We start from the raw sequence: 19,241 nt of genomic DNA, 5'->3' as shown, positions 1-19,241 counted from the left end.
CATGCTCGCCTTTGGGTCCGCGCCGCGCGCGCCGGTCCGATGCCGTAGCCCCACCCCGACGTTTCGGCAAGGGCCGGCCGCGTCGCCGACCACGACCCCGACAGCCGCGATCAGTCCGCCAAGGCGCCGAGCGTGTAGGCGGCGCCGATGAGCAGGCCCGGGCGCATGCCGACCGGCTCGAACCATCGCCGGAACAGCTCGCCGTTCTGATTGCCGCGGAAGAACTGCGCGAGGCCGGTGTTCACGGCCAGCCGCAGCGCCCAGTCGCCGCGCGGCAGAACGATCGCATAGGGCTCGACCGAGAGGTCGTCCGGCAGCATGACCAGGGCGTCGGGACGCTTCATCTGGGCGCCGACCAACAACAGCTTGTCGCTGACATAGGCGTCGACCTTGCCGGCCTCGAGCGCCGCGAAGCCCTCGTCGCGATCCTTGACCGCGACCAGCGTCGTCTGGAGCTTGCGCATCCGGATCTGCTCGATTGCGGCGCGCTCGTTCGAGGTTCCGGCGACGACGGCGATCTTTCTGCCGGCGAGGTCGGAGAACGTTCGGATGTTGGTCGCGCGCGAGACCACGACGCCGGTCGACTCGACGAAAACGATGCTCGAGAAGTCGACGTCGCGCATCCGCCCGAGCGTCACGGTGGTGGCCCCGCATTCGAGGTCCGCCTTGCCGTCCATGATCGCGGCGAAGCGCGTCTGCACCGTCACGGGCACCCAGTCGATCTTGATGCCGGCGGTGCCGTATTGCTGCCCGAGCGAGGTGGCGACGATCCGGCACAGGTCGATCGTGTAGCCGGCCGGCTCCTTCTTGTCGTCGACGAAGGAGAACGGCGACGCGTCGGCACGATAGGCGATCCGGACCGTTTTCTTGTCGATGATCGACTGCAGCCGGCTGCCGCTCGGAATCGAGCCCTGCGCATTCGCCGACGTCGCCGCCGCCAACAGCACGGCACAGAGAGCCACAAGCCTGCGCATCGTTCCCCCACTCCCGACGTGTTCGACATCACAATCGGACCGCGACCGCCGCGCCCGCTCGAATCCGATCATCGCATGCGGGCGCGCGCCCTGTCGAACGACGCCGCGCGAGATCGGGGGTGGGACGATCGGCGTCTCGACGGGCTCGACCGGCAGTCCCGGGCGCCGCGCTACTCGGCCGGCTCGCGCACCGGCTCGGGCTGCTCGCGGGGGGCGACGACGCGCTTGCGGCGCGAGAGCAGCGAGATCAGCACCGGCAGGGTCAGCAGGATCAGCACCGGCGCCAGCGCCATGCCGCCGACCACCACGACGGCGAGCGGCTTCTGCACCTGCGAGCCGATGCCGGTCGACACCGCCGCCGGCAGCAGGCCGACGCCGGCGATGATGCAGGTCATCAGCACGGGCCGCATCTGCAGCTCGCCGGTGCGCAGAACGGCAGCGCGTCGGCTGAAGCCCGCGTCGATCAGCCGATTGTATTGCGACAGGATGATGATGCCGTCCATCACGGCGATCCCGAACAGCGCGACGAAGCCGATCGCGGCCGACACGCTGAACGGAATCCCGGTGACGACCAGCGCCAGCACGCCGCCGATCACGGCGAGCGGGATGACGCTCATGGCGAGCAGCGTGTCGATGCCGGAGCCGAAATTGAGGAACAGCAGCACGGCGATCAGGCCGAGCGCGATCGGCACGACGACCTGCAGCCGGGCGATCGCGTCCTGCAGGTTGCCGAACTCGCCGACCCATTCGAGGCGCGAGCCGGGCGGCAGCTTGACGTTGGCGGCGATCTTCGCCTGCGCCTCGGTGATGGCACCGCCGAGGTCCCGCTCGCGCACGCTGAACTTGATCGGCAGATAGCGTTGCTGGTTCTCGCGGTAGATGTAGGCGGCGCCGGAGATCAGCTTCACGGTGGCGACGTCGGAGAGCGGGATCTGGCTCACGCCGTTCGGTCCCTGCACGCCGATGCGGAGATTCTGGATCGCCTCGGGCGTCTGCCGGTATTGCGGCGCGAGGCGCACGACGATCGGGAAATAGCGGTCGCTCGACGGCTCGTAGAGATTGCCGGCCGCCTCACCGCCGATCGCCGCCTTGATGGTGGCGTTGATGTCGCCCGGCGTCAGGCCGTAGCGCGCCGCCCGGGCGCGGTCGACGTCGATCTGGATGGTCGGCTGGCCGAGCGAGATGAAGACGGCGAGGTCCTCGATTCCCTGCACGGTATCGAGCACGTTGCGGATGTTGTTCGCCGTGTCGGTGAGCGAGCGCAGGTCGTTGCCGTACAGCTTGATCGAGTTCTCGCCTTTGACGCCCGACACCGCCTCGGCGACGTTGTCCTGCAGGTACTGCGAGAAGTTGAAGGCGATGCCGGGGAACTCGGCGTTCAGCTTGGTGAGGATCTCGCCCGTGAGGTCGTCCTTGTCGAGCCCCTTGCGCCACTGCCCGACCGGCTTGAGCGGGGCGAAGAACTCGACGTTGAAGAAACCGGCCGGGTCGGTGCCGTCGTCCGGCCGGCCCTGCTGCGACACCACCGACTCGACCTCGGGGAAGCCGCGGATCAGCGTGCGCATGCGATTGACGTAGCCGTTGCCCTCCTCGAGCGCGATCGTCGACGGCAGCGTGGCGCGGATCCACAGATTGCCTTCCTCGAGCTTGGGCAGGAACTCGAGCCCGAGCATCCGCACGGCCACCACGGCGAGCAGCAGCAGCGTGCCGGCGAAGGCGAGCACGATCGCCCGATTCGCCAGGCCGAAGCGCAGCACCGGCATGTAGAGCCGGTGCATGAACCGCATCACGAAGGTTTCGGTCTCGCTGACGTGCTCGGGCAGCAGGAGGGCGCTGAGCGCGGGCGCCACCGTGAAGGTGGCGATCAGGCCGCCCGCCAGCGCGTAGGCGTAGGTCTTCGCCATCGGGCCGAAGATGTGGCCCTCGACGCCGCTCAGCGTGAACAGCGGGATGAAGGCGGCGATGATGATGCCGGCCGAGAAGAAGATCGAGCGGCCGATGCCGGTGCCGGCCACATAGATCTCGTAGAGCTTGCCGGTCAGGCGTCCGGGACCGGTCGCCGCCTGCTGGCGCTGCTCCAGCGGAATGGCGAGCCGGCGATAGATCGCCTCGACCATGATGACGGTGGCGTCGACGATCAGCCCGAAATCGATGGCGCCGACCGACAGAAGATTCGCCGACTCGCCGCGGACGACCAGGATCCCGACCGCGAAGAACAGCGCGAACGGAATCGTCGCGCCGACGATCAGGGCGCTGCGGAGATTACCGAGGAAGATCCACTGCAGCACGAAGATCAGGCCGATCCCGACCACCATGTTGTGCAGCACGGTGTTGGTGGTGACGTCGATGAGATCCTTGCGATCGTAGATCCGCTCGATCCGCACGCCGGGCGGCAGCAGGCCGGAGGCATTGATCTGCTCGACCTCGTGCTCGACCCGCCGGATGGTCGGCATGCTCTGCTCGCCGCGGCGCATCAGCACGATGCCCTGGACGATGTCGTCGTCGCCGTCCTTGCCGGCGATGCCGAGTCGCGGCTGGTTGCCGACCGTGACGGTGGCGACGTCACGGATCAGCACGGGGTTGCCGCCGCTCTGCGCGATCATGGTGTTGGCGACGTCGTCGATCGAGCGGATCAGGCCGACGCCGCGCACCACCGCGGCCTGGGTCCCGAGATTGACCGTGTTGCCGCCGACATTGATGTTGCTGTTGGTGAGCGCCTGGGTGAGCTGCGGCAGGGTGAGGCCGTAGGACAGGAGCTTGGCGAGGTCGACCTGCAGCTCGAACGTCTTGGTCTTGCCGCCCCAGCCGGTGACGTCGATCACGCCCGGCACCATGCGGAATCGGCGGACCAGCACCCAGTCCTGCAGAGTCTTGAGGTCGAGCACGCTGTAGCCGGGCGGCCCCGCGAGCTTGTAGCGGTAAATCTCGCCGATCGGGCTGATCGGGGAGATCTGCGGCTGTGCACCGCCTGGCAGGGCCGACATCGACCCCAGCCGATTGAGCACCTGCTGCAACGCCTCCTCGTAGGTGTAGTCGAAGGTGAACTGCAGGCTGACCGTCGAGAGGCCGTAGAGCGAGACCGTGCGGATGTTGCGGAGATTCTTGATCCCGGCGACCTGCGCCTCGATCGGGATGGTGATGTAGCGCTCGATCTCCTCGGACGAGAGCCCCGGGCTCTGGGTGATCACCGTCACCATCGGCGGAGTCGGGTCCGGATAGGCCTCGATATTGAGCTGCTGAAAGGCGAGCACGCCGCCCACCAGGGTCAACACGAAGAACCCGACCATCAGGACGCGATGGCGGAGCGTGATGGCGATCAACTGGTTCATGAGGGGGTCGGTCGGAGGGGGCGGGCGCGCCGCGCTCAGTTGCCGCTGGCGATGCGGTCGATGAACAGGCTGCCGCGCACCACGATTCGCTCGCCCGGATTCAGTCCCGCCAGGACCTCCACCATACGACCGTCCGTCATGCCGGTGGTGACGTCGCGGAGCTCCACCGTGCGGTCCTCGCGCGCGATCCAGGCCCGCACATTGCTGCCTTCGTAAACCAGCGCCTCGCGCGGAACCGCGGCCGCGACGATGTCCTGCTGGGTGCGCAACGACACGTTGGCGAACATCTCGGGCTTCAGCAGCGCCTCGGCATTGTCCACCGTGGCCCGCACCGTCAGGCGCCGGCTGGTCGCATCGACCGAGGCCGCGACATAGTCGACGGTGGCGTGGAAGGTCCGGTCCGGATAGGCCAGCACCGTGAAGCTGACGGTCTGGCCGACCCTCACCTTGCCGATATCGGTCTCGCGGACATAGGCGGTGAGCCAGACCGTCGACAGGTCGCCGACGACGAAGACCGGATCGCTGGAGCCGACGGCAACGTACTGGCCGGGGCCGATCTTGCGTTGCACCACGGTGCCGCCGATCGGCGCGTAGACGGAGGTGTCGGGATTGATCCGCCCGGTCGTCTGGAACTGGGTGATGTCGTCCTCGCTGCGCCCGAGGATGCGCAGGCGGTTGCGCGCCGCCTCGAGCGCCGTCTGGGCCGAGCGCATGTCGTTTTGCGCCGCAATGAGGGCGGCCTGCGCCTGCTGCACGTCCTTCAACGGCGTCGCCTTGGCGTCGTAGAGCTCGCGGGCGCGCTTGTCGTTGATCATGGCGAGGTCGAGGGCGGAACGCGCCTTGTTCATCGCCGTGGCGGCGCCGATGAAGTCGTTCTGGGACTGCACCATGTCGGTCGCTTCGACGATGAACAGCGGCTGGCCCGTCTCGATGGAGTCACCCGCCTTGGCGAACAGCTTGGTGACCCGGCCGGCATAGGGCGAGAAGATCGGGGTGGCGCGATCCTCGTTGACCTGGATCTTGCCCTCGGTGACGAATTCGGGGCTGAAGGCGTGCTCGACCACCGGACGCACCGACAGGGTCGTCCACTCGCTGTCCTTCGGCTTGTAGTAGCGGCTCGAGTGCTTGGTCTCGGCCGTCAGCTCCGCGGCCGACCGCTTGCCGTTTCCATGCGTCAGCCACGTCGTCGCGCCGCCGGCGCCGACGCCGACGATCAAAACGACCACAGCGGCCTGAGCCCGCCAGCCCAGCGCTCGAGTCATGGACCGCACTCCGGATTTCGCCCCACCCACGACCGTCCTCCCGTGCATGCCTTCCGGCCTTCTTGTTTCTTTTACGAACCCCGACGCCATGCAGCGGCCGCCCAAGACCGTTGCGGCTCCCATGTCGCCGGTATCGCCTGAACGGCGAGTGAACGTTCGATCCGACAGGCGGGAAGAACGGCCGCCGAATGACGCAGCCCCCTATGCTGCCGGTCCTCGTCGAGGAACCAGACAGTTACATCTTAGCGCACGCGACTTACATCAACCTTACTCGAGCCCCCCGTGCCGAGCGAGAAACCCCTTATCTTACCGTAGGGTTGACGTAGAGGCTGGCCGACCATGCGGGCCGCACGGGCGGCCTGCTGCAGTGCAACGCCGCATCCGGGACGAACCGCGCCGGTGAGCGACCGACAATTTCGGATGACCAAACGTCGCATCGGACCCGGCGGCGCCCCGCGGCTTCGCGTGAAAAATCCTCCGGACCGGGAGCGCGAAGACCAGCCCGGCAGGAGACCCAGACAGGGTGCCCATCACGTATGACGCGATGACGACCGCCACGGCGGGGCGCGGCGTCTTTATGGCTGGCCGGACTCGCGCGGTCGTCCCCGGCGGCGCTGCGGCTCGTTGTCGGCCCCAGGCAGCAGCTTGCGGTAGGCCATGCCGTTGAGCGATTCCGAGAGGAGTCGGGCATGGCGGTGCAGCACCTCGAGCTGGTGCGGGTCGGGCACTCCGGGAATCTTGCTGCTGAGGCCGACGATCGAGAACACCCCGGCGAGCTCGTTGCCGTCGCGCAGAATGGGCACCGCGAGCGTGTTGACGCCCTCGATGATCTCGCAGTCGGCGGTGTCCCACAGCCGCTCGCGGATCGCCGCGAAACGTTCGCGCAGCACCGCCCTGTCGACGATCGTGTGCGGGGTGAGCCGGAACAGATCGCGCACGAGCGCGCGCTCGACCACATCGGGCGACGAGAAGGCGAGCACGACCCGCCCCTGCGCCGCAGCATGGGGCAGCGGCCGATTGCCGGGTTTGATGGAGATGAAGACCCGGGCGTAGATGTTGTCGGCGACGCTGATCACCTGCGTCTCCCAGCCGACCGGCACGGCGAGCAGGGCGGTTTCCCGGGTCTCGTCGCGAATGGCGGTGAGATAGGGCGCTGCGATCTCGCGCAGGTTGAACTGCTCGGCCACCGACTCGCCGAGCTGAACAAGCTTCCAGCCCAGACGATAGCGCTCGGTGCCGCCGTCCTGCTCGACGGCGCCGATCTGGCGCAGCGTCGTCAGGTGGCGGTGGACCTTCGCCTTGGTCTCGTGCAGCGCATTGGCGATCTCGGTGAGGCGCAGCGGCCGGCCGGCGGCCGCGAGCTCGTCCAGAATCCGAAACGATGTCCCGACCGACTGGACCGCGACGTCGTCGTTGTCCGTGGCTGTCGCGCGCTCGCGCCTCTGTCCGGTGACGATCCCGGTTTGGCTCGGCGGCGCGGTCTCGTTCGTCATCGCACTCTCGACGTGGCGGGGGGCGTGCTCGGATCGACGCCGTCCCATTGCGACGAGAGGCACGCCCGAAGGCGTGCCCCCACCGCGATGCGGTCTCAATGTCCAGAGAAGTCTATGACAATCAAAGCGTCGAAGCTACCGGGCTCGGCTCGGCCGGCACGGGGGCCGACACGGCCACCGGCCGCCGCAGCTTCGGGATGACCAGCATCACGAGGCCGCCGATCACCATCATCATCGCCATGGCGTAGAGGCCGAACTCGACCTGCTGGGTCAACTGCCTGGCCCAGCCGAGGATGAACGGCATGGTGTAGCCGCCGAGATTGCCGATCGTCGCCATCAGGGCGATGCCCGCCGCGGCGGCCGCGCCGGTCAGGATGGTGGCCGGCAGGGCCCACATCACCGCGAGACCGGCGAGCGCACCGGAGACCGCGACCGACAGGCCGAACAGCGACACATAGGGATTGTGACCGAAGACGCCGCTGAGCACGAGTCCGGCGGCGCCCACGAAGGCGCAGATCGTGGTGTGCCACTTGCGCTCGTCGTGGCGATCGGAGCTCTTGCCCACCACGATCATGGCGATGCTGCCGCAGGTGAACGGAATGGCGGTGAGCAGGCCGTTGAACAGCAGGTTGTTGACGCCGAGATCCTTGACGATCTGCGGCAGCCAGAACGACAGCCCGTAGGTGCCGCCCAGCAGCGAGAAGTTGGTGATCGCCAGCAGCCAGACATTGATGTCCTTGATCGCGTCGAGGAAGCGATGGCCATAGCCGGCGGCCTTCTTCTTGGCCTCCTCGGCGATCAGCGCATCGACGACCATGTGTCGCTCGCCGTCGGTGAGCCATTTCGCCTTGGCGGGCCCGTCGTCGAGATAGAAGAAGGCGACGATGCCGCCCAGCGTCGCCGGCAGGCCTTCCAGCAGGAACAGCCACTGCCAGCCGTGCAGCCCGTAGGCGCCGCTGAAGGTGTGCATGATCCAGCCCGACAGCGGCCCGCCGATGACGCCCGAGAAGGCGATGCCGAGAAAGAAGATCGCGCAGATCTGCGAGCGCAGCCGGCTCGGGAACCAATAAGTCAGATACAGGATGATGCCGGGATAGAATCCGGCCTCCGAGATGCCGAGCAGGAAGCGCAGGACATAGAACTGCGTCTCGTTGGTGACGAACATCAGCCCGGCCGAGATCAGGCCCCAGACGATCATGATCCGGGCGATCCAGATCTTGGCGCCGAAGCGCTGGAGGGCGAGGTTGCTCGGGATCTCGCAGACGCAATATCCCAGGAAGAAAACGCCGGCCCCGAAACCGAAGGCCGCGTCGCTGAGGCCGATGTCGACCGACATCTGCAGCTTGGCGAAGCCGACATTCACGCGATCGAGGAAGGAGATCACGTAGAGCACGAGCAGAAACGGCAGAAGGCGGGCGGCGATCTTGTTGTAGACGCGCCACTCGGCCTCGTGCTCGGCCGGAAAATTCGATCGTGGCAGGTAGATCATTCGGACTTCCCCCAGTTCGTCCACGGTTCAGATGATGCGGGTCGACGGTACGGGGCCGAAATGCCTTGCGACCGTCCTCGCGGAGTGCCTCGCAGGCACAGGCGCGAAGACGACAGGCGCAGCATCACGGCGACGATCCTTGCCGACGCTGTCCGGGCTGCGCCGACGGGGGCGGCGCGAGGAGGCGTTCGAAAGCGCGCATCAAGACGGTCAGGCGCACAGTCGCATGGGACACTCCCGGAAGCACGACGACACGGGTATTTGTATCGCGATACGAGACGTTTTTTTGTTATGTGAGACATCTAGGTCTGCTTTTCGGATTCAGTCAAGCCGCCGTGGCGCGCTCTCGTTCACCTGAAGCCTGGCCTGCATCCGTTCCGACAGTGAGCAGTCCCACGGGGCACGGCGCGACTTCGTCGCATCAAGCTGTGCTAAACTCTCTGTTCCACGTTGATTTCGGGACCTGCGGAGACCTGGACGCGACCGATTGTCGGCACCCGGTCGACCGCGGTCGGCTGGACCCGGTCAGCATTCTCACGTATGTCGAATTGCAATATTTTTTATCGTATTTTGAGACATAAAACTTTGGGCACAACTCTGCGCCGCGGCGTCGCGGCCGCCGGCGACGGCGCCCGGGGCCGACGGGCTTCGCCGCAATTTCGCATCTCGAAACGCGCCATCAAACCGGCCCGCTGGGACCGACTCCGCACTACCATGCGGGTTCCGGCACGACGGCGGCCGACACACCGGTCACCGACCCGACAGCGAAGGACGACGCCGCGTGGCCATCACCTACGATGCGATGAAGACCGTCACGGCCGACCTGTATGCCTGGTCGCTGCGCACCGTGCCGGACGACGCCGTCGCGGCGCTGCGGGCCGCCGGCGCGACCGAGACGGTCGAGTCCGCCAGAAAGGTGCTGCGCTTCATGCTGGCCGCCGCCGAGACGGCGCAGCGCAGCAACAAATATCTCTGCACCGACGCCGGCGTGCCGAGCTACGACGTTCGGATCGGCACCGCGGCGCGGATCGAGGGTGACATCAAGCAGGCGATCGTCGACGGCTTCGCCCATCTGTGCGAGACCGCCGATCCGCCGCTCTTGAAATTCGTCACCAATCCGCTGACCAACGCGCGCAGCTTTCGCGGCAAGGACATGCCGCTGGTCACCTGGGACATGGTGAGCGGCGCCGACTATGTCGAGGTCGTCTGCTCGCCGAAGGCGCTCGGCACCGGGCGCTGGGCGACGATCGAGACGTTCGTGTCGCCGAGCCTCGACACCATCGAGGCTCACATCCTCGACTGCGTCATCAAGGCCGGCTCGCAGGCCTGCCCGCCCATCGTGGTCGGCGTCGGCATCGGCGGCACCTTCGATGTCGCCGCGAAGCTCGCCTCCAAGGCGACGCTGCGACCGTTCGGCCAAACGAACCCCGAGCCGATCCTGGCCGACATGGAGCGCCGGCTGCTCGACGCCGTCAACCAGACCGGCTTCGGGCCGATGGGAACGGGCGGCGACACCACGGCGCTCGGCGTCCACATCGACTATGCGAGCGGCCACGGCTACACGCCGGTCGCCGTCTGCTTCAACTGCTGGATCAACCGCCGCACCCGCGCCCGCCTGTACAATTCGGGCGAGATCGTCCGCTGCGAATGAGCACCGCCATGACAGACGCCGAAATGGACCTGCCCCGCCTGGCGCTGCCGCTGTCGCGCAGCGACGCCAGAAACCTCGCGCTCGGCGATGTCGTCCGGCTCGACGGCGAGGCGATCGTCACCATCGGCATGCCGACCCATCAGCGCATCATGGCGCATATCGAGGCGGGCAAGCCGCTGCCGTTCGATCTCGGCGGGGCGGCGTTCTTCCATCTGTCGATCTGCAGCCGCGAGACGGCCGGCGGCGCCGAGCCGCTCTACGCCAACCCGACCACCTCGACGCGCTTCAATCCGTTTCTGCCGACCGTCATCCGAAAATTCGGCCTGTGCGCGACCGCCGGCAAAGGCGGCCTCGACATGGAATGCGCCCGCGCCATGCAGGAGGTCGGCTGCGTCTATTTCTCGATGATCGGCGGCGCCTCGCCGCTGCTCTCCGACGGCGTCGCCGAAATCGTCGAGACGGCCTGGGACGACCTGATCATGCAGTTCCGGCTCACCCGCATACGCCTGTCCGGCTTCGGCCCGCTGACGGTCGGGATCGATGCCCACGGCCGCAGCCTCTACGACGATCTTTTGCGCACCGCCGAGGCGAAGCGGCCCGACATCCTGGCGCGGCTGAAGGCCGGGCGCAGCGTGGGGTGAAGCGGGAGCAGGCTTGTCGCGTCGTCCCGCGCAAGCGCTACGGGATGCACACATCGCGCCTTTCGCATGAGAGCCGTCATGCGCGGGCTTGACCCGCGCATCCCTCGAGTTTCGCAAAAACGCTTTTTTCGCAGAATGATGGATCGCCGGGTCAAGCCCGGCGATGACGACGTCGGCTCAGGCGTGCGCTTTGCCGGACCACCGCATCTTCGCAAAATAACGAGTTCTCTGTGCATCCCATAGCGCGAAAGCAGGACCCCGGAATAGCCTCTCGATAGTCGGCCGAGACCGGGGATACTGGATCGTCCGCCTGCGCGGACGACGACCCCCGCGTCCTCGACGCCGAAGCGAACGTCGAGACATCACGAGCACGCCGGCCCGCGACATGCGGCCGGCGTGCTCGTCTCGTCGTGGCCCCGGGCGGGAACGGGCTCGAAACCCGCGCGCGGCCGCGACGGTTCTCGGCAGAGGGGAACGCCGAGGTCAGAACTGGATGTTGGCGCCCTTGATGACCGGGCCCCACTTGGCGACCTCGGAGGCGATATAGGCCTTGAGCTCGTCGGGCGTGCCGCCGTTCGGCTCCATCGACATGGAGGCGAGCACCTCCTTGGCCTTGTCGGTCTTCAGCCAGGCGTTGACCACGCTGTTGACCTTCTGCACCACCTCGGCAGGCGTGCCGGCCGGGGCCAGCAGAGAGTACCAGGCGGAGGCCTCGAAATTGGCGACGCCGGTCTCGATCACGGTCGGCACATCGGGCAGCAAAGCGCTGCGCTTCGCGCCCGTGATGGCGAGCGCCTTGATGGTGCCCCCGGTCACCAGCGGCACGTAGCTCGACATGAAGTCCATGGCGACATCGATCTGGCCACCGAGCAGATCCGTGACGATCGGCGAGGTGCCGCGATAGGGCACGTTGGTGAACTGCACCTTGGCGCTCGCCTGCAGAAGCTCCGACGTGATGTGGCCGAGCGTGCCCTGCCCCGGGATCCCGGCATTGATCTTGCCGGGGGCCGCCTTGGCGGCCCCGATCAGCTCGGCCAGCGTCTGGAAGGGGGCATCCTTCTTCGCCGTGACGATCAGCGGCGAGTTGGCGATCAGCACGATCGGCAGCAGGTCGCGATCGGGATCGTACGGCATCGACTTGTACATCAGCCGGTTCTGTGCCACCGGACCGGGCGTCGAGAACAGCAGCGTGTAGCCGTCCGGCTGCGCCTTGGCGACCGCGAGGCCGCCGATATTGCCGCCCGCGCCGGCTCGGTTGTCGACGATGAACTGCTTGCCGAGGCCGTCGCTCAGCGCCGCCGCCACGGCGCGCGCCAGGATGTCGGTGTTGCCGCCGGCCGGGAACGGCACCACCAGCGTGACGGGCCGGGTGGGCCAGCCTTGGGCTGCGACGGGCGTCGGCACGAGCATGGGCGCCGTGAGGGCACAGACGACCGCCGCGAGCGCGAGACGGCGTGACACTCGGTTCGGCATGGTGCGGTTCTCCCGGACGGTTTACGCCGCGGCCCGCGGGGGGGGGCGGGGGGCCGGCGTCGATCGAGGCGAAGCTAGCCGAGAACGCGGGCGCTGCGATCGGTTTCTCCATGCGTTTCACGATGCGAAATGACCGCGATTGGTGCGCGATAGATGCGGCGTTTCTCGTAGTCTCCTTCTCACGCCATGTGCTGCAGCGCACACGCTGATCGCGCCGTCAGAAAGGAACTTCGATGTCCGCCGCCCCCTCCAAAGCCCCGGTCTCCGAGACGCTGGTCGACGATCTGCTGAAAGGCGCCGTCGACCTCCATGTCCACAGCGGCCCGTCCGTGATGGCGCGTCTGGTCGATCATATCGACGCCCTGGAGCAGGCGTCGAGCGCCGGCATGCGGGCCGTGCTGTTCAAGGACCACTATTATCCGACGGCACCGATCGCCGAGATGCTGCGCGCCCGCAGCAAGGGCGGCGCCGAGCCGCTCGGCGGCATCGTGCTCAACAACGCGCTCGGCGGCTTCAACGCCTACGCGGTGGAGCACGCCCTCAAGCTCGGCACCAAGATCGTGTGGATGCCGACCGTCTCGGCCGCGAACCACATCCGCGAGGGCCACAACAAGAAGCTTCTGGTGGCGAAGTCCGAGATGCGGCGGCCGACGGCGCTCTCGGCCGTCGACGAGCACGGCGAGCTGAAGGACGAGGTGAAGCCCATCCTGGATCTCGTCGCGCAGCACGACGCGGTGCTGTCCTGCGGCCATCTCCACATCAGCGAGGCGTGGGTGCTGTTCGAGGAGGCGAAGCGCCGCGGCTGCAAGCGGCTCCTGGTCAATCACCCGCCCTACACGGTCGGCGCGGCACCGAAGGACATCAAGCGCCTGCTCGATCTCGGCGTCATGATCGAGCACTCGGCCTGCCTCTATATCGACTGCCGCTTCAAGGTGTACACGCCCGAGCAACTGAAGGAGTGGATCGACACGGCCGGCGTCGACAACACCTTCTTCGGCTCGGATCTCGGCCAGACCAACTGCCCCTCGCCGGTCGAGGGCTTCCGGCAGATCATCAAGCTCTGCCTGTCGCTCGGCTACACGCCCGACGAGGTCCGCCGCATGGTCTCGACCAATGCCACCCGGCTCGCCGGCCTCGGCGACAACGCCCCCGCCGCGAAGACAGCCTGAGCGGACCGCCCATCATGTCCAACACCGCCGTTCCGCAAAAAAGCTTCCGGCAACGGCTCGCCTCGGGCGAGCATCTGGTCGGCACCTTCCTCAAGACGCCGACCATCCACGCGACCGAGATCATCGGCGCGCTCGGCTTCGACTTCGTCGTGATCGACGAGGAGCACGCCCCGTTCGACCGCACCGCGATGGACCTGGCGCTGTTCGCGGCCCGCGCCGTCGGCACGGCCGGCCTGGTGCGGGTCGCCAGCGCCGATCCGGCGCGGCTCCTGTCGGTGCTCGATCTCGGCGCCACCGGCGTGCTGGTGCCGCACGTGGCGAGTGCCGCGCAGGCCCGCGCCGCGGCCGCCGCCTGCCGCTATCGCGGCGGCAAGCGCGGCTATTCGGGCTCGCCCCGCTCGGCCGGCTACGGCGCCGGCAAGATGTGGGCGACCATCGACGCGAACGACGCCGCGACCACGGTGATCGCCCAGATCGAGGACCCGGAGGCGCTCGACGAGATCGACGCCATCGCGACGGTCGACGGGATCGATGCGCTGTTCATCGGCCGCGGCGACCTCACCTGCGCCATGGGCGCGGCCAAGAACGACGCCCCCGAGGTGCGCGACGCGGTCGACCGCATCGCAGCGGCGGCCCGCCGGGCCGGCAAGCCCGTCGCCGTGTTTGTCGGCGGACTCGCCGAGGCGACCTGGCTGAAGGAGCGCGGCGCCACCGCCTTCGTGGTCTCCTCCGACCAGGGCTTTCTCCGACGTGCCGCCGCACAGGCGCTCGACGAGATCGCCGCCCTCGGAAAGGGCGCCGCCTGATCACACCGATGCGCCCGCCTCAGACAAAAAACGGACAAAGCCCCATGCAACCGAGACCCGCGAGCTACGCCAACCACGCCACGTCGGCGCCCGATCTCGAGGGGCCCGGCCACCGCACCTGGATCACCCGTGGCGCCAACCTGGTGATCGCCGTCTCCGACGTCACGGCCGGCGTCGAGCTGGCGCGCAGCGACCAGCCCGACGAGTACATGGTGTTTCTGGCCCGCGGCGCCGCCATCGTCCGGGCCGGCCACGAGACCATCGCGGCCGACGCCGAGACCCTGACCATCGTGCCGCCCGGCGAAAGCCGCATCACCGCAACCACCGACGGCCGCATCGTGCGGGTGTTCTCCACCCAGGCCGCCGACATGGCGTCGCTCGCCTCCAACGCCGCGACTTACGCCGACGGCGCCCCCGAGGTCGCGCCGATCGTGCCGTGGCCGACGCCGCCCGACGGCTTTCGCCTGCGCAGCTACAAGCCGCTCGCCTGCGACAAGCCCGACACCAACATGCGGATTTTCCGCTCGACCAACCTGATGGTCAACGTGATGACTCGCCGCGAGGGGCCGCGCGACCCCAAGAAGCTCAGCCCGCATTCGCACGACGACTTCGAGCAGTGCTCGGTCGTGCTGGAGGGCGACTATGTCCACCATCTGCGCTGGCCGTGGACGCCGGATCAGACCACCTGGCGGGAGGACGAGCATGTCGGCATCGGCGCGCCGTCCGTCACCGTCATTCCGGCCAAGGTCGTCCACACCAGCAACAATGTCGGGCCGGCGCGGTCGTGGCTGCTCGACGTGTTCGCGCCGCCGCGGCTCGACTTCTCCAAGCGGCCCGGCATGGTAATCAACGCCGACGATTATCCGATGCCGGCCGGGAGCTGAGCCGCGATGAAGCGGATCGAGGTTTTGCAGGCCGGCGGTCCGGACCAGATGGTGCTGGCCGAGGCGCCCGAGCCGGTGCTGCGCGCCGGCGAGGTTTTGGTCCGGGTCGCCGCCGCCGGCGTCAACCGCCCGGACGTGCAGCAGCGCAAGGGCCTCTATCCGCCGCCGCCCGAGGCGTCGCCGATCCTCGGCCTCGATGTCGCCGGTGTCGTCGAACGTGTCGCCGACGACGTGACCTGGCCGCCGCCCGGCACGCCCGTCTGCGCGCTCGCCAACGGCGGCGGCTATGCCGAGCTCTGCGCCGTGCCGGCCGTGCAGTGCATGCCGATTCCAAAAAACCTCGGATTCGTCGAGGCGGCCTCTCTCCCGGAGGTGTTCTTCACGGCGTGGAACAACGTCATCATGCTGGGCCGGCTGGCGCAGGGAGAGTCGCTGCTCGTCCAGGGCGGCACCAGCGGGGTCGGCATGGCGGCGATCCAGATCGCCAAGTCTTTGCGCGACGCTGCGGTGTACGCCACGGCCGGCTCGGCCGAGAAATGCCGCGTGTGCCTGGAGTACGGCGCCGATGCGGCGATCGACTACAAGACCGAGGACTGGGTGTCTCGCACACGCGAGCTGACCGGCGGACGCGGGGTCGACGTGGTGCTCGACGGCCAGGCCGGCCCCTACACGGACCGCGAGCTCGGCCTGCTGGCTCCGGACGGACGCGTCGTGCTGCTCGCCAGCCATCAGGGCGCCATGGCCGAGGTCAACGTGCGCGACATCGTGCGCCGCCGCCTGACCCTCACGGGCTCGACCCTGCGGCCGCGCCCGCCCGAATACAAAGGTCGGATCGCCCGCGCGTTGGTCGAGGAGGTGTGGCCGCTGATCGCGCTGGGCCGCATCCGCACCCGCATCCACGCGACCGTGCCGCTCGCCGAGGTCGCGGCGGCGCACGCCATGCTGGAGGCCGGCGAGCAGATCGGCAAAGTGGTGCTGGTGGTCGATCGGACGCTGGTCGACGCCGGTCCCGGATAGTCTATCCTGCGCCGGCGCCGCGATGGTGCGACACGTCGGACGGCGGACCCGCATGCCCTCGTTTCCTCCGGTGCAATCGGTGCAGCGCGCCTTCGTGCTGCTGCGCGAGCTGAACAAGCAGCGGGTGGCGACCATCGCCGACCTGCACGCCCGCACCGGGCTGCCCAAGCCGACCATCGTGCGGCTGCTGGAGACCCTGATCGCCGACGGCTATGTGGCGAGCGACAAGCGGCTCGGCGGCTATCAGGTGACGTCGCAGGTGACGACGCTCGCCAGCGGCTTCCACGGCTCCCCGATGGTGATCGAGGCGGCGCGGCCCTGGGCCATCGATCTCACCCGCCGGCTGAAATGGCCCGTGTCGGTGGCGCTGCTGGCCGGCGACGCCGTCGCGGTGCGGTTCAGCACGATTCCGGACAGCCCGGTGTCGCCGTTCCACGCCACCATCAACATGCGGCTGAGCCTGGTGTCGCGCGGGCTCGGCCGCGCCTATCTGGCCTGGTGCCCGCGGGCCGAGCGCGATCTCCTGGTGCGCATGCTGGAGACCTCGCAGGACCCGGAGGATCACCCCCCGGACCTGCACGCCGTGGTGCGGAACCTGGTGCGCACCGTCCGGGCGCGCGGCTTCGCCGAGCGGGATCCGTCGACCGAGCCGATGTCGTCGTCGACCGTCGCCATGCCGATCATGGCCGACGGGCGGGTGCTGGCGACGGTGGGGCTGACCTATTTCCGCTCGGCGGTGCCGCGCTCCAAGCTGATCGAGCAGATCGTGCAGCCCCTGAAGGAGGCGCGGGTCCGCATCGAGGAGAGCATCGCCGCGATGAAGACCCGCTGAGCGGCGCGCCGCCGATCAGGCGTTCGCCGACAGCGAGCCCGCGGCCGCAATAGGGAACGACGCCTGGCCGGCGCGGCGGCGCATCTGCGGCGCCATCGCGCGCAGTTGGTCCAGCGCCTCGCGCAGCTCGGTCGCATCCTCGCCCTCGGGCATGTTCCGGATCATCGCTTCGACGAGGTCGATCCAGCGCAGCGTCCACCGCTCGACATGGTCGACCGCCTCCGTCGTGGGAGACTGCTCGGCGCACAACGCGGCCATTTCGGCCAGTGCGCCACGCAGCATTTCGGCAATCCTCTTGTGCTCGAAGTAACGCCCTTCCATGCAGCGCCTCCCGGTGTGCTGGTACTCGATACTTCTCTTGGAAATCGGCCTGCGCCAGTCCGTGCAATGCCGCACCGGCGCACGCCTTCGTGGAAACGCTTTTTTAAGCAAGCCCGTCGAAAAAATGCAAGCCGTCGACCCGGGCGCCCGGGCTTTGGTCAAAAAAAACGGGCGCGCCGACCAGCAGCGCGCCCGCAAAACCAGTCGCGCGGCGATCAGAGCTGGTCGCGGACGTCGACGAAGTGGCCGGCGATGGCGGCGGCCGCCGCCATGATGGGCGACACCAGATGGGTGCGGCCCTTGTAGCCCTGGCGGCCCTCGAAGTTGCGGTTCGAGGTCGAGGCGCAGCGCTCGCCGGGGCTGAGCTTGTCGGGGTTCATGGCGAGGCACATCGAGCAGCCCGGCTCGCGCCACTCGAAGCCGGCGGCCGTGAAGATCTCGTGCAGCCCCTCGGCCTCGGCCTGCTCCTTCACCAGGCCCGAGCCCGGCACCACCATGGCCTTGACCGTGGACGCGACGCTGCGCCCCTTCACCAGCGCCGCCGCGGCGCGCAGATCCTCGATCCGCGAATTGGTGCAGGAGCCGATGAACACCCGGTCGACGGCGATGTCGGTGATCTTCTCGCCGCCCTGCAGGCCCATGTAGCGCAGCGACGCCTCGGCGGCGGTCCGCTTCTTCTCGTCGGCGATCTCGGCCGGCACCGGCACGCGGCCCGTGACGGCGACCACCTGCTCGGGGCTGGTGCCCCAGGTGACCAGCGGCGGCAGGTTGGCGGCGTCGAGCGTCACCACGGCGTCGAAATGCGCGCCCTCGTCGGACTTCAGCGTCTCCCAGTAGCGCACCGCCTGCTCCCAGGCGGCGCCCTTCGGCGCCTTCGGCCGGTCCTTCAGATAGGCGTAGGTCTTCTCGTCGGGCGCCACCATGCCGGCGCGGGCGCCGCCCTCGATCGACATGTTGCAGATGGTCATGCGCCCCTCCATCGAGAGGGCGCGGATCGCCTCGCCGGCATACTCGATGGCGTAGCCGGTGCCGCCCGCGGTGCCGATCTCGCCGATCACGGCCAGGATGATGTCCTTGGCGGTGACGCCGGGCGGCAGCGTGTTGTTCACCTGCACCAGCATGTTCTTCGACTTGCCCTGGATCAGCGTCTGGGTGGCGAGCACGTGCTCGACCTCCGAGGTGCCGATGCCATAGGCGAGCGCCCCGAAGGCGCCGTGCGTCGCCGTGTGGCTGTCGCCGCACACGATGGTGGTGCCGGGCAGCGTGAAGCCCTGCTCCGGGCCGATGACGTGGACGACGCCCTGCCGCTTGTCGAACTCGTCGTAGTATTCGAGGCCGAACAGCTTGGCGTTCTCGGCCAGATAGGCGATCTGGGCGGCGCTCTCGGGATCCTCGTTGGGCTTCGAGCGGTCGGTCGTCGGCACGTTGTGGTCGACCACGCACAGCGTCTTCTCGGGCGCCCGCACCTTGCGGCCGGTGAGGCGCAGGCCCTCGAAGGCCTGCGGGCTGGTCACCTCGTGGACGAGATGGCGGTCGATATAGATCAGGCAGGTGCCGTCCGGCTGCTCGTCGACGACGTGGTCGTCCCAGATCTTGTCATACAGGGTGCGGGGTTTCATCGGGCTGGTCTCGCGAAGGTGAAGCGTTGAAAGACGGGTCGGCGGCGACAAATCGGAATGTCGGACGCCGCGCTGCGGCGGGCGGGCGCGGGCGGCGCGCCCTCAGCGAAGGCCGGCCAGGATCGCCGCCGTCAGCCGGCCGAAGAAGCGCCCGGGCAGCCGGGCATGGTCGTCGAGCACGACGCGCGAAACCGGCGCGGACCGCCTGGCCCGCTTCGTCCGCCCGGACATGTGGCGACGTGATGACATGGCTGGTCTGTAGCAAATCCAAACTGGCGCCA

At 68.2% G+C, this 19,241-nt stretch carries 16 protein-coding genes; 7 read left to right on the top strand and 9 right to left on the bottom strand.

The genetic code is table 11. The features are described 5' to 3' along the window. Positions 1-110 precede the first annotated feature (110 nt). From HXX10_RS05025 to HXX10_RS05005, 5 genes are all read right to left on the bottom strand, one after another. Positions 111-974, bottom strand: coding sequence for an amino acid ABC transporter substrate-binding protein (locus HXX10_RS05025; RefSeq protein ID WP_296520441.1), 864 nt, complete (start codon positions 972-974; stop codon positions 111-113). Between the two features lie 170 nt (positions 975-1,144). Then, positions 1,145-4,303 (bottom strand): CusA/CzcA family heavy metal efflux RND transporter, encoded by a 3,159-nt coding sequence (locus HXX10_RS05020; protein ID WP_296520440.1) that lies wholly within the window; start codon positions 4,301-4,303, stop codon positions 1,145-1,147. A 35-nt stretch (positions 4,304-4,338) separates the two neighbouring features. Further along, positions 4,339-5,565, bottom strand: coding sequence for an efflux RND transporter periplasmic adaptor subunit (locus tag HXX10_RS05015; protein ID WP_296520439.1), 1,227 nt, complete (start codon positions 5,563-5,565; stop codon positions 4,339-4,341). A gap of 575 nt (positions 5,566-6,140) precedes the next feature. Continuing rightward, positions 6,141-7,058 (bottom strand): IclR family transcriptional regulator, encoded by a 918-nt coding sequence (locus tag HXX10_RS05010; RefSeq protein ID WP_296520438.1) that lies wholly within the window; start codon positions 7,056-7,058, stop codon positions 6,141-6,143. A 121-nt stretch (positions 7,059-7,179) separates the two neighbouring features. After that, positions 7,180-8,547: an MFS transporter gene (locus tag HXX10_RS05005; RefSeq protein WP_296520437.1), complete on the bottom strand. Its 1,368-nt coding sequence runs from the start codon at positions 8,545-8,547 to the stop codon at positions 7,180-7,182. A gap of 781 nt (positions 8,548-9,328) precedes the next feature. Here HXX10_RS05005 and HXX10_RS05000 point away from each other — a divergent pair. After that, positions 9,329-10,198, top strand: coding sequence for a fumarate hydratase (locus tag HXX10_RS05000; protein WP_296520436.1), 870 nt, complete (start codon positions 9,329-9,331; stop codon positions 10,196-10,198). An 8-nt stretch (positions 10,199-10,206) separates the two neighbouring features. Then, complete coding sequence (locus HXX10_RS04995) at positions 10,207-10,839, top strand: fumarate hydratase C-terminal domain-containing protein (RefSeq protein WP_296520435.1); 633 nt, start codon at positions 10,207-10,209, stop codon at positions 10,837-10,839. Between the two features lie 483 nt (positions 10,840-11,322). Here the strand turns inward: HXX10_RS04995 and HXX10_RS04990 are convergent, their stop codons facing one another. Next, the gene (locus HXX10_RS04990; RefSeq protein WP_296520434.1) at positions 11,323-12,312 is read right to left on the bottom strand and encodes a tripartite tricarboxylate transporter substrate binding protein; all 990 of its coding nucleotides are present in this window, start codon (positions 12,310-12,312) and stop codon (positions 11,323-11,325) included. A 233-nt stretch (positions 12,313-12,545) separates the two neighbouring features. Between HXX10_RS04990 and HXX10_RS04985 the strand changes: the two genes are divergently transcribed. The 5 genes from HXX10_RS04985 to HXX10_RS04965 are packed head-to-tail and all read left to right on the top strand — an operon-like array spanning position 12,546 to position 17,020. After that, positions 12,546-13,481: a DUF6282 family protein gene (locus tag HXX10_RS04985; protein WP_296520433.1), complete on the top strand. Its 936-nt coding sequence runs from the start codon at positions 12,546-12,548 to the stop codon at positions 13,479-13,481. Positions 13,482-13,495: 14 nt separating this feature from the next. After that, positions 13,496-14,287, top strand: coding sequence for an aldolase/citrate lyase family protein (locus HXX10_RS04980; RefSeq protein WP_296520432.1), 792 nt, complete (start codon positions 13,496-13,498; stop codon positions 14,285-14,287). 44 nt (positions 14,288-14,331) lie between these two features. Continuing rightward, positions 14,332-15,171: a hypothetical protein gene (locus tag HXX10_RS04975; RefSeq protein WP_296520431.1), complete on the top strand. Its 840-nt coding sequence runs from the start codon at positions 14,332-14,334 to the stop codon at positions 15,169-15,171. 6 nt (positions 15,172-15,177) lie between these two features. Next, complete coding sequence (locus HXX10_RS04970) at positions 15,178-16,188, top strand: NAD(P)H-quinone oxidoreductase (protein ID WP_296520430.1); 1,011 nt, start codon at positions 15,178-15,180, stop codon at positions 16,186-16,188. 52 nt (positions 16,189-16,240) lie between these two features. Then, entirely contained in the window at positions 16,241-17,020 is a 780-nt protein-coding gene (locus HXX10_RS04965) for a DNA-binding transcriptional regulator (RefSeq protein WP_296520429.1), read from the top strand. 15 nt (positions 17,021-17,035) lie between these two features. On the opposite strand, the gene HXX10_RS04960 is transcribed toward HXX10_RS04965, so the two are convergent. From HXX10_RS04960 to HXX10_RS04950, 3 genes are all read right to left on the bottom strand, one after another. Beyond that, positions 17,036-17,341: a hypothetical protein gene (locus HXX10_RS04960; RefSeq protein ID WP_296520428.1), complete on the bottom strand. Its 306-nt coding sequence runs from the start codon at positions 17,339-17,341 to the stop codon at positions 17,036-17,038. Between the two features lie 215 nt (positions 17,342-17,556). Beyond that, the gene (gene leuC, locus HXX10_RS04955; protein WP_296520427.1) at positions 17,557-18,960 is read right to left on the bottom strand and encodes a 3-isopropylmalate dehydratase large subunit; all 1,404 of its coding nucleotides are present in this window, start codon (positions 18,958-18,960) and stop codon (positions 17,557-17,559) included. Between the two features lie 102 nt (positions 18,961-19,062). Further along, positions 19,063-19,209 carry a hypothetical protein gene (locus HXX10_RS04950; protein WP_296520426.1) on the bottom strand — a complete coding sequence of 49 codons (147 nt, stop codon included), beginning with the start codon at positions 19,207-19,209 and terminating at the stop codon, positions 19,063-19,065. Positions 19,210-19,241: the final 32 nt, after the last annotated feature.

It is taken from the genome of Rhodoplanes sp. (assembly GCF_013377085.1).
Lineage (GTDB): Bacteria > Pseudomonadota > Alphaproteobacteria > Rhizobiales > Xanthobacteraceae > Rhodoplanes.
The sequence above is the reverse complement of the archived record's forward strand: the minus strand, read 5'-3'. Positions and strand labels throughout refer to the sequence as shown.

Coding starts and splice junctions, on each gene's coding strand:
- HXX10_RS04980 (WP_296520432.1), top strand. CDS start 13,496: ATGTCCAACACCGCCGTTCCGCAAAAAAGCTTCCGGCAACGGCTCGCC.
- HXX10_RS04970 (WP_296520430.1), top strand. CDS start 15,178: ATGAAGCGGATCGAGGTTTTGCAGGCCGGCGGTCCGGACCAGATGGTG.
- HXX10_RS05005 (WP_296520437.1), bottom strand. CDS start 8,547: ATGATCTACCTGCCACGATCGAATTTTCCGGCCGAGCACGAGGCCGAG.
- HXX10_RS04965 (WP_296520429.1), top strand. CDS start 16,241: ATGCCCTCGTTTCCTCCGGTGCAATCGGTGCAGCGCGCCTTCGTGCTG.
- HXX10_RS04975 (WP_296520431.1), top strand. CDS start 14,332: ATGCAACCGAGACCCGCGAGCTACGCCAACCACGCCACGTCGGCGCCC.
- HXX10_RS04985 (WP_296520433.1), top strand. CDS start 12,546: ATGTCCGCCGCCCCCTCCAAAGCCCCGGTCTCCGAGACGCTGGTCGAC.
- HXX10_RS05020 (WP_296520440.1), bottom strand. CDS start 4,303: ATGAACCAGTTGATCGCCATCACGCTCCGCCATCGCGTCCTGATGGTC.
- HXX10_RS05015 (WP_296520439.1), bottom strand. CDS start 5,565: ATGACTCGAGCGCTGGGCTGGCGGGCTCAGGCCGCTGTGGTCGTTTTG.
- HXX10_RS04960 (WP_296520428.1), bottom strand. CDS start 17,341: ATGGAAGGGCGTTACTTCGAGCACAAGAGGATTGCCGAAATGCTGCGT.
- HXX10_RS04990 (WP_296520434.1), bottom strand. CDS start 12,312: ATGCCGAACCGAGTGTCACGCCGTCTCGCGCTCGCGGCGGTCGTCTGT.
- HXX10_RS04995 (WP_296520435.1), top strand. CDS start 10,207: ATGACAGACGCCGAAATGGACCTGCCCCGCCTGGCGCTGCCGCTGTCG.
- HXX10_RS04950 (WP_296520426.1), bottom strand. CDS start 19,209: ATGTCATCACGTCGCCACATGTCCGGGCGGACGAAGCGGGCCAGGCGG.
- HXX10_RS05010 (WP_296520438.1), bottom strand. CDS start 7,058: ATGACGAACGAGACCGCGCCGCCGAGCCAAACCGGGATCGTCACCGGA.
- HXX10_RS05025 (WP_296520441.1), bottom strand. CDS start 974: ATGCGCAGGCTTGTGGCTCTCTGTGCCGTGCTGTTGGCGGCGGCGACG.
- leuC (WP_296520427.1), bottom strand. CDS start 18,960: ATGAAACCCCGCACCCTGTATGACAAGATCTGGGACGACCACGTCGTC.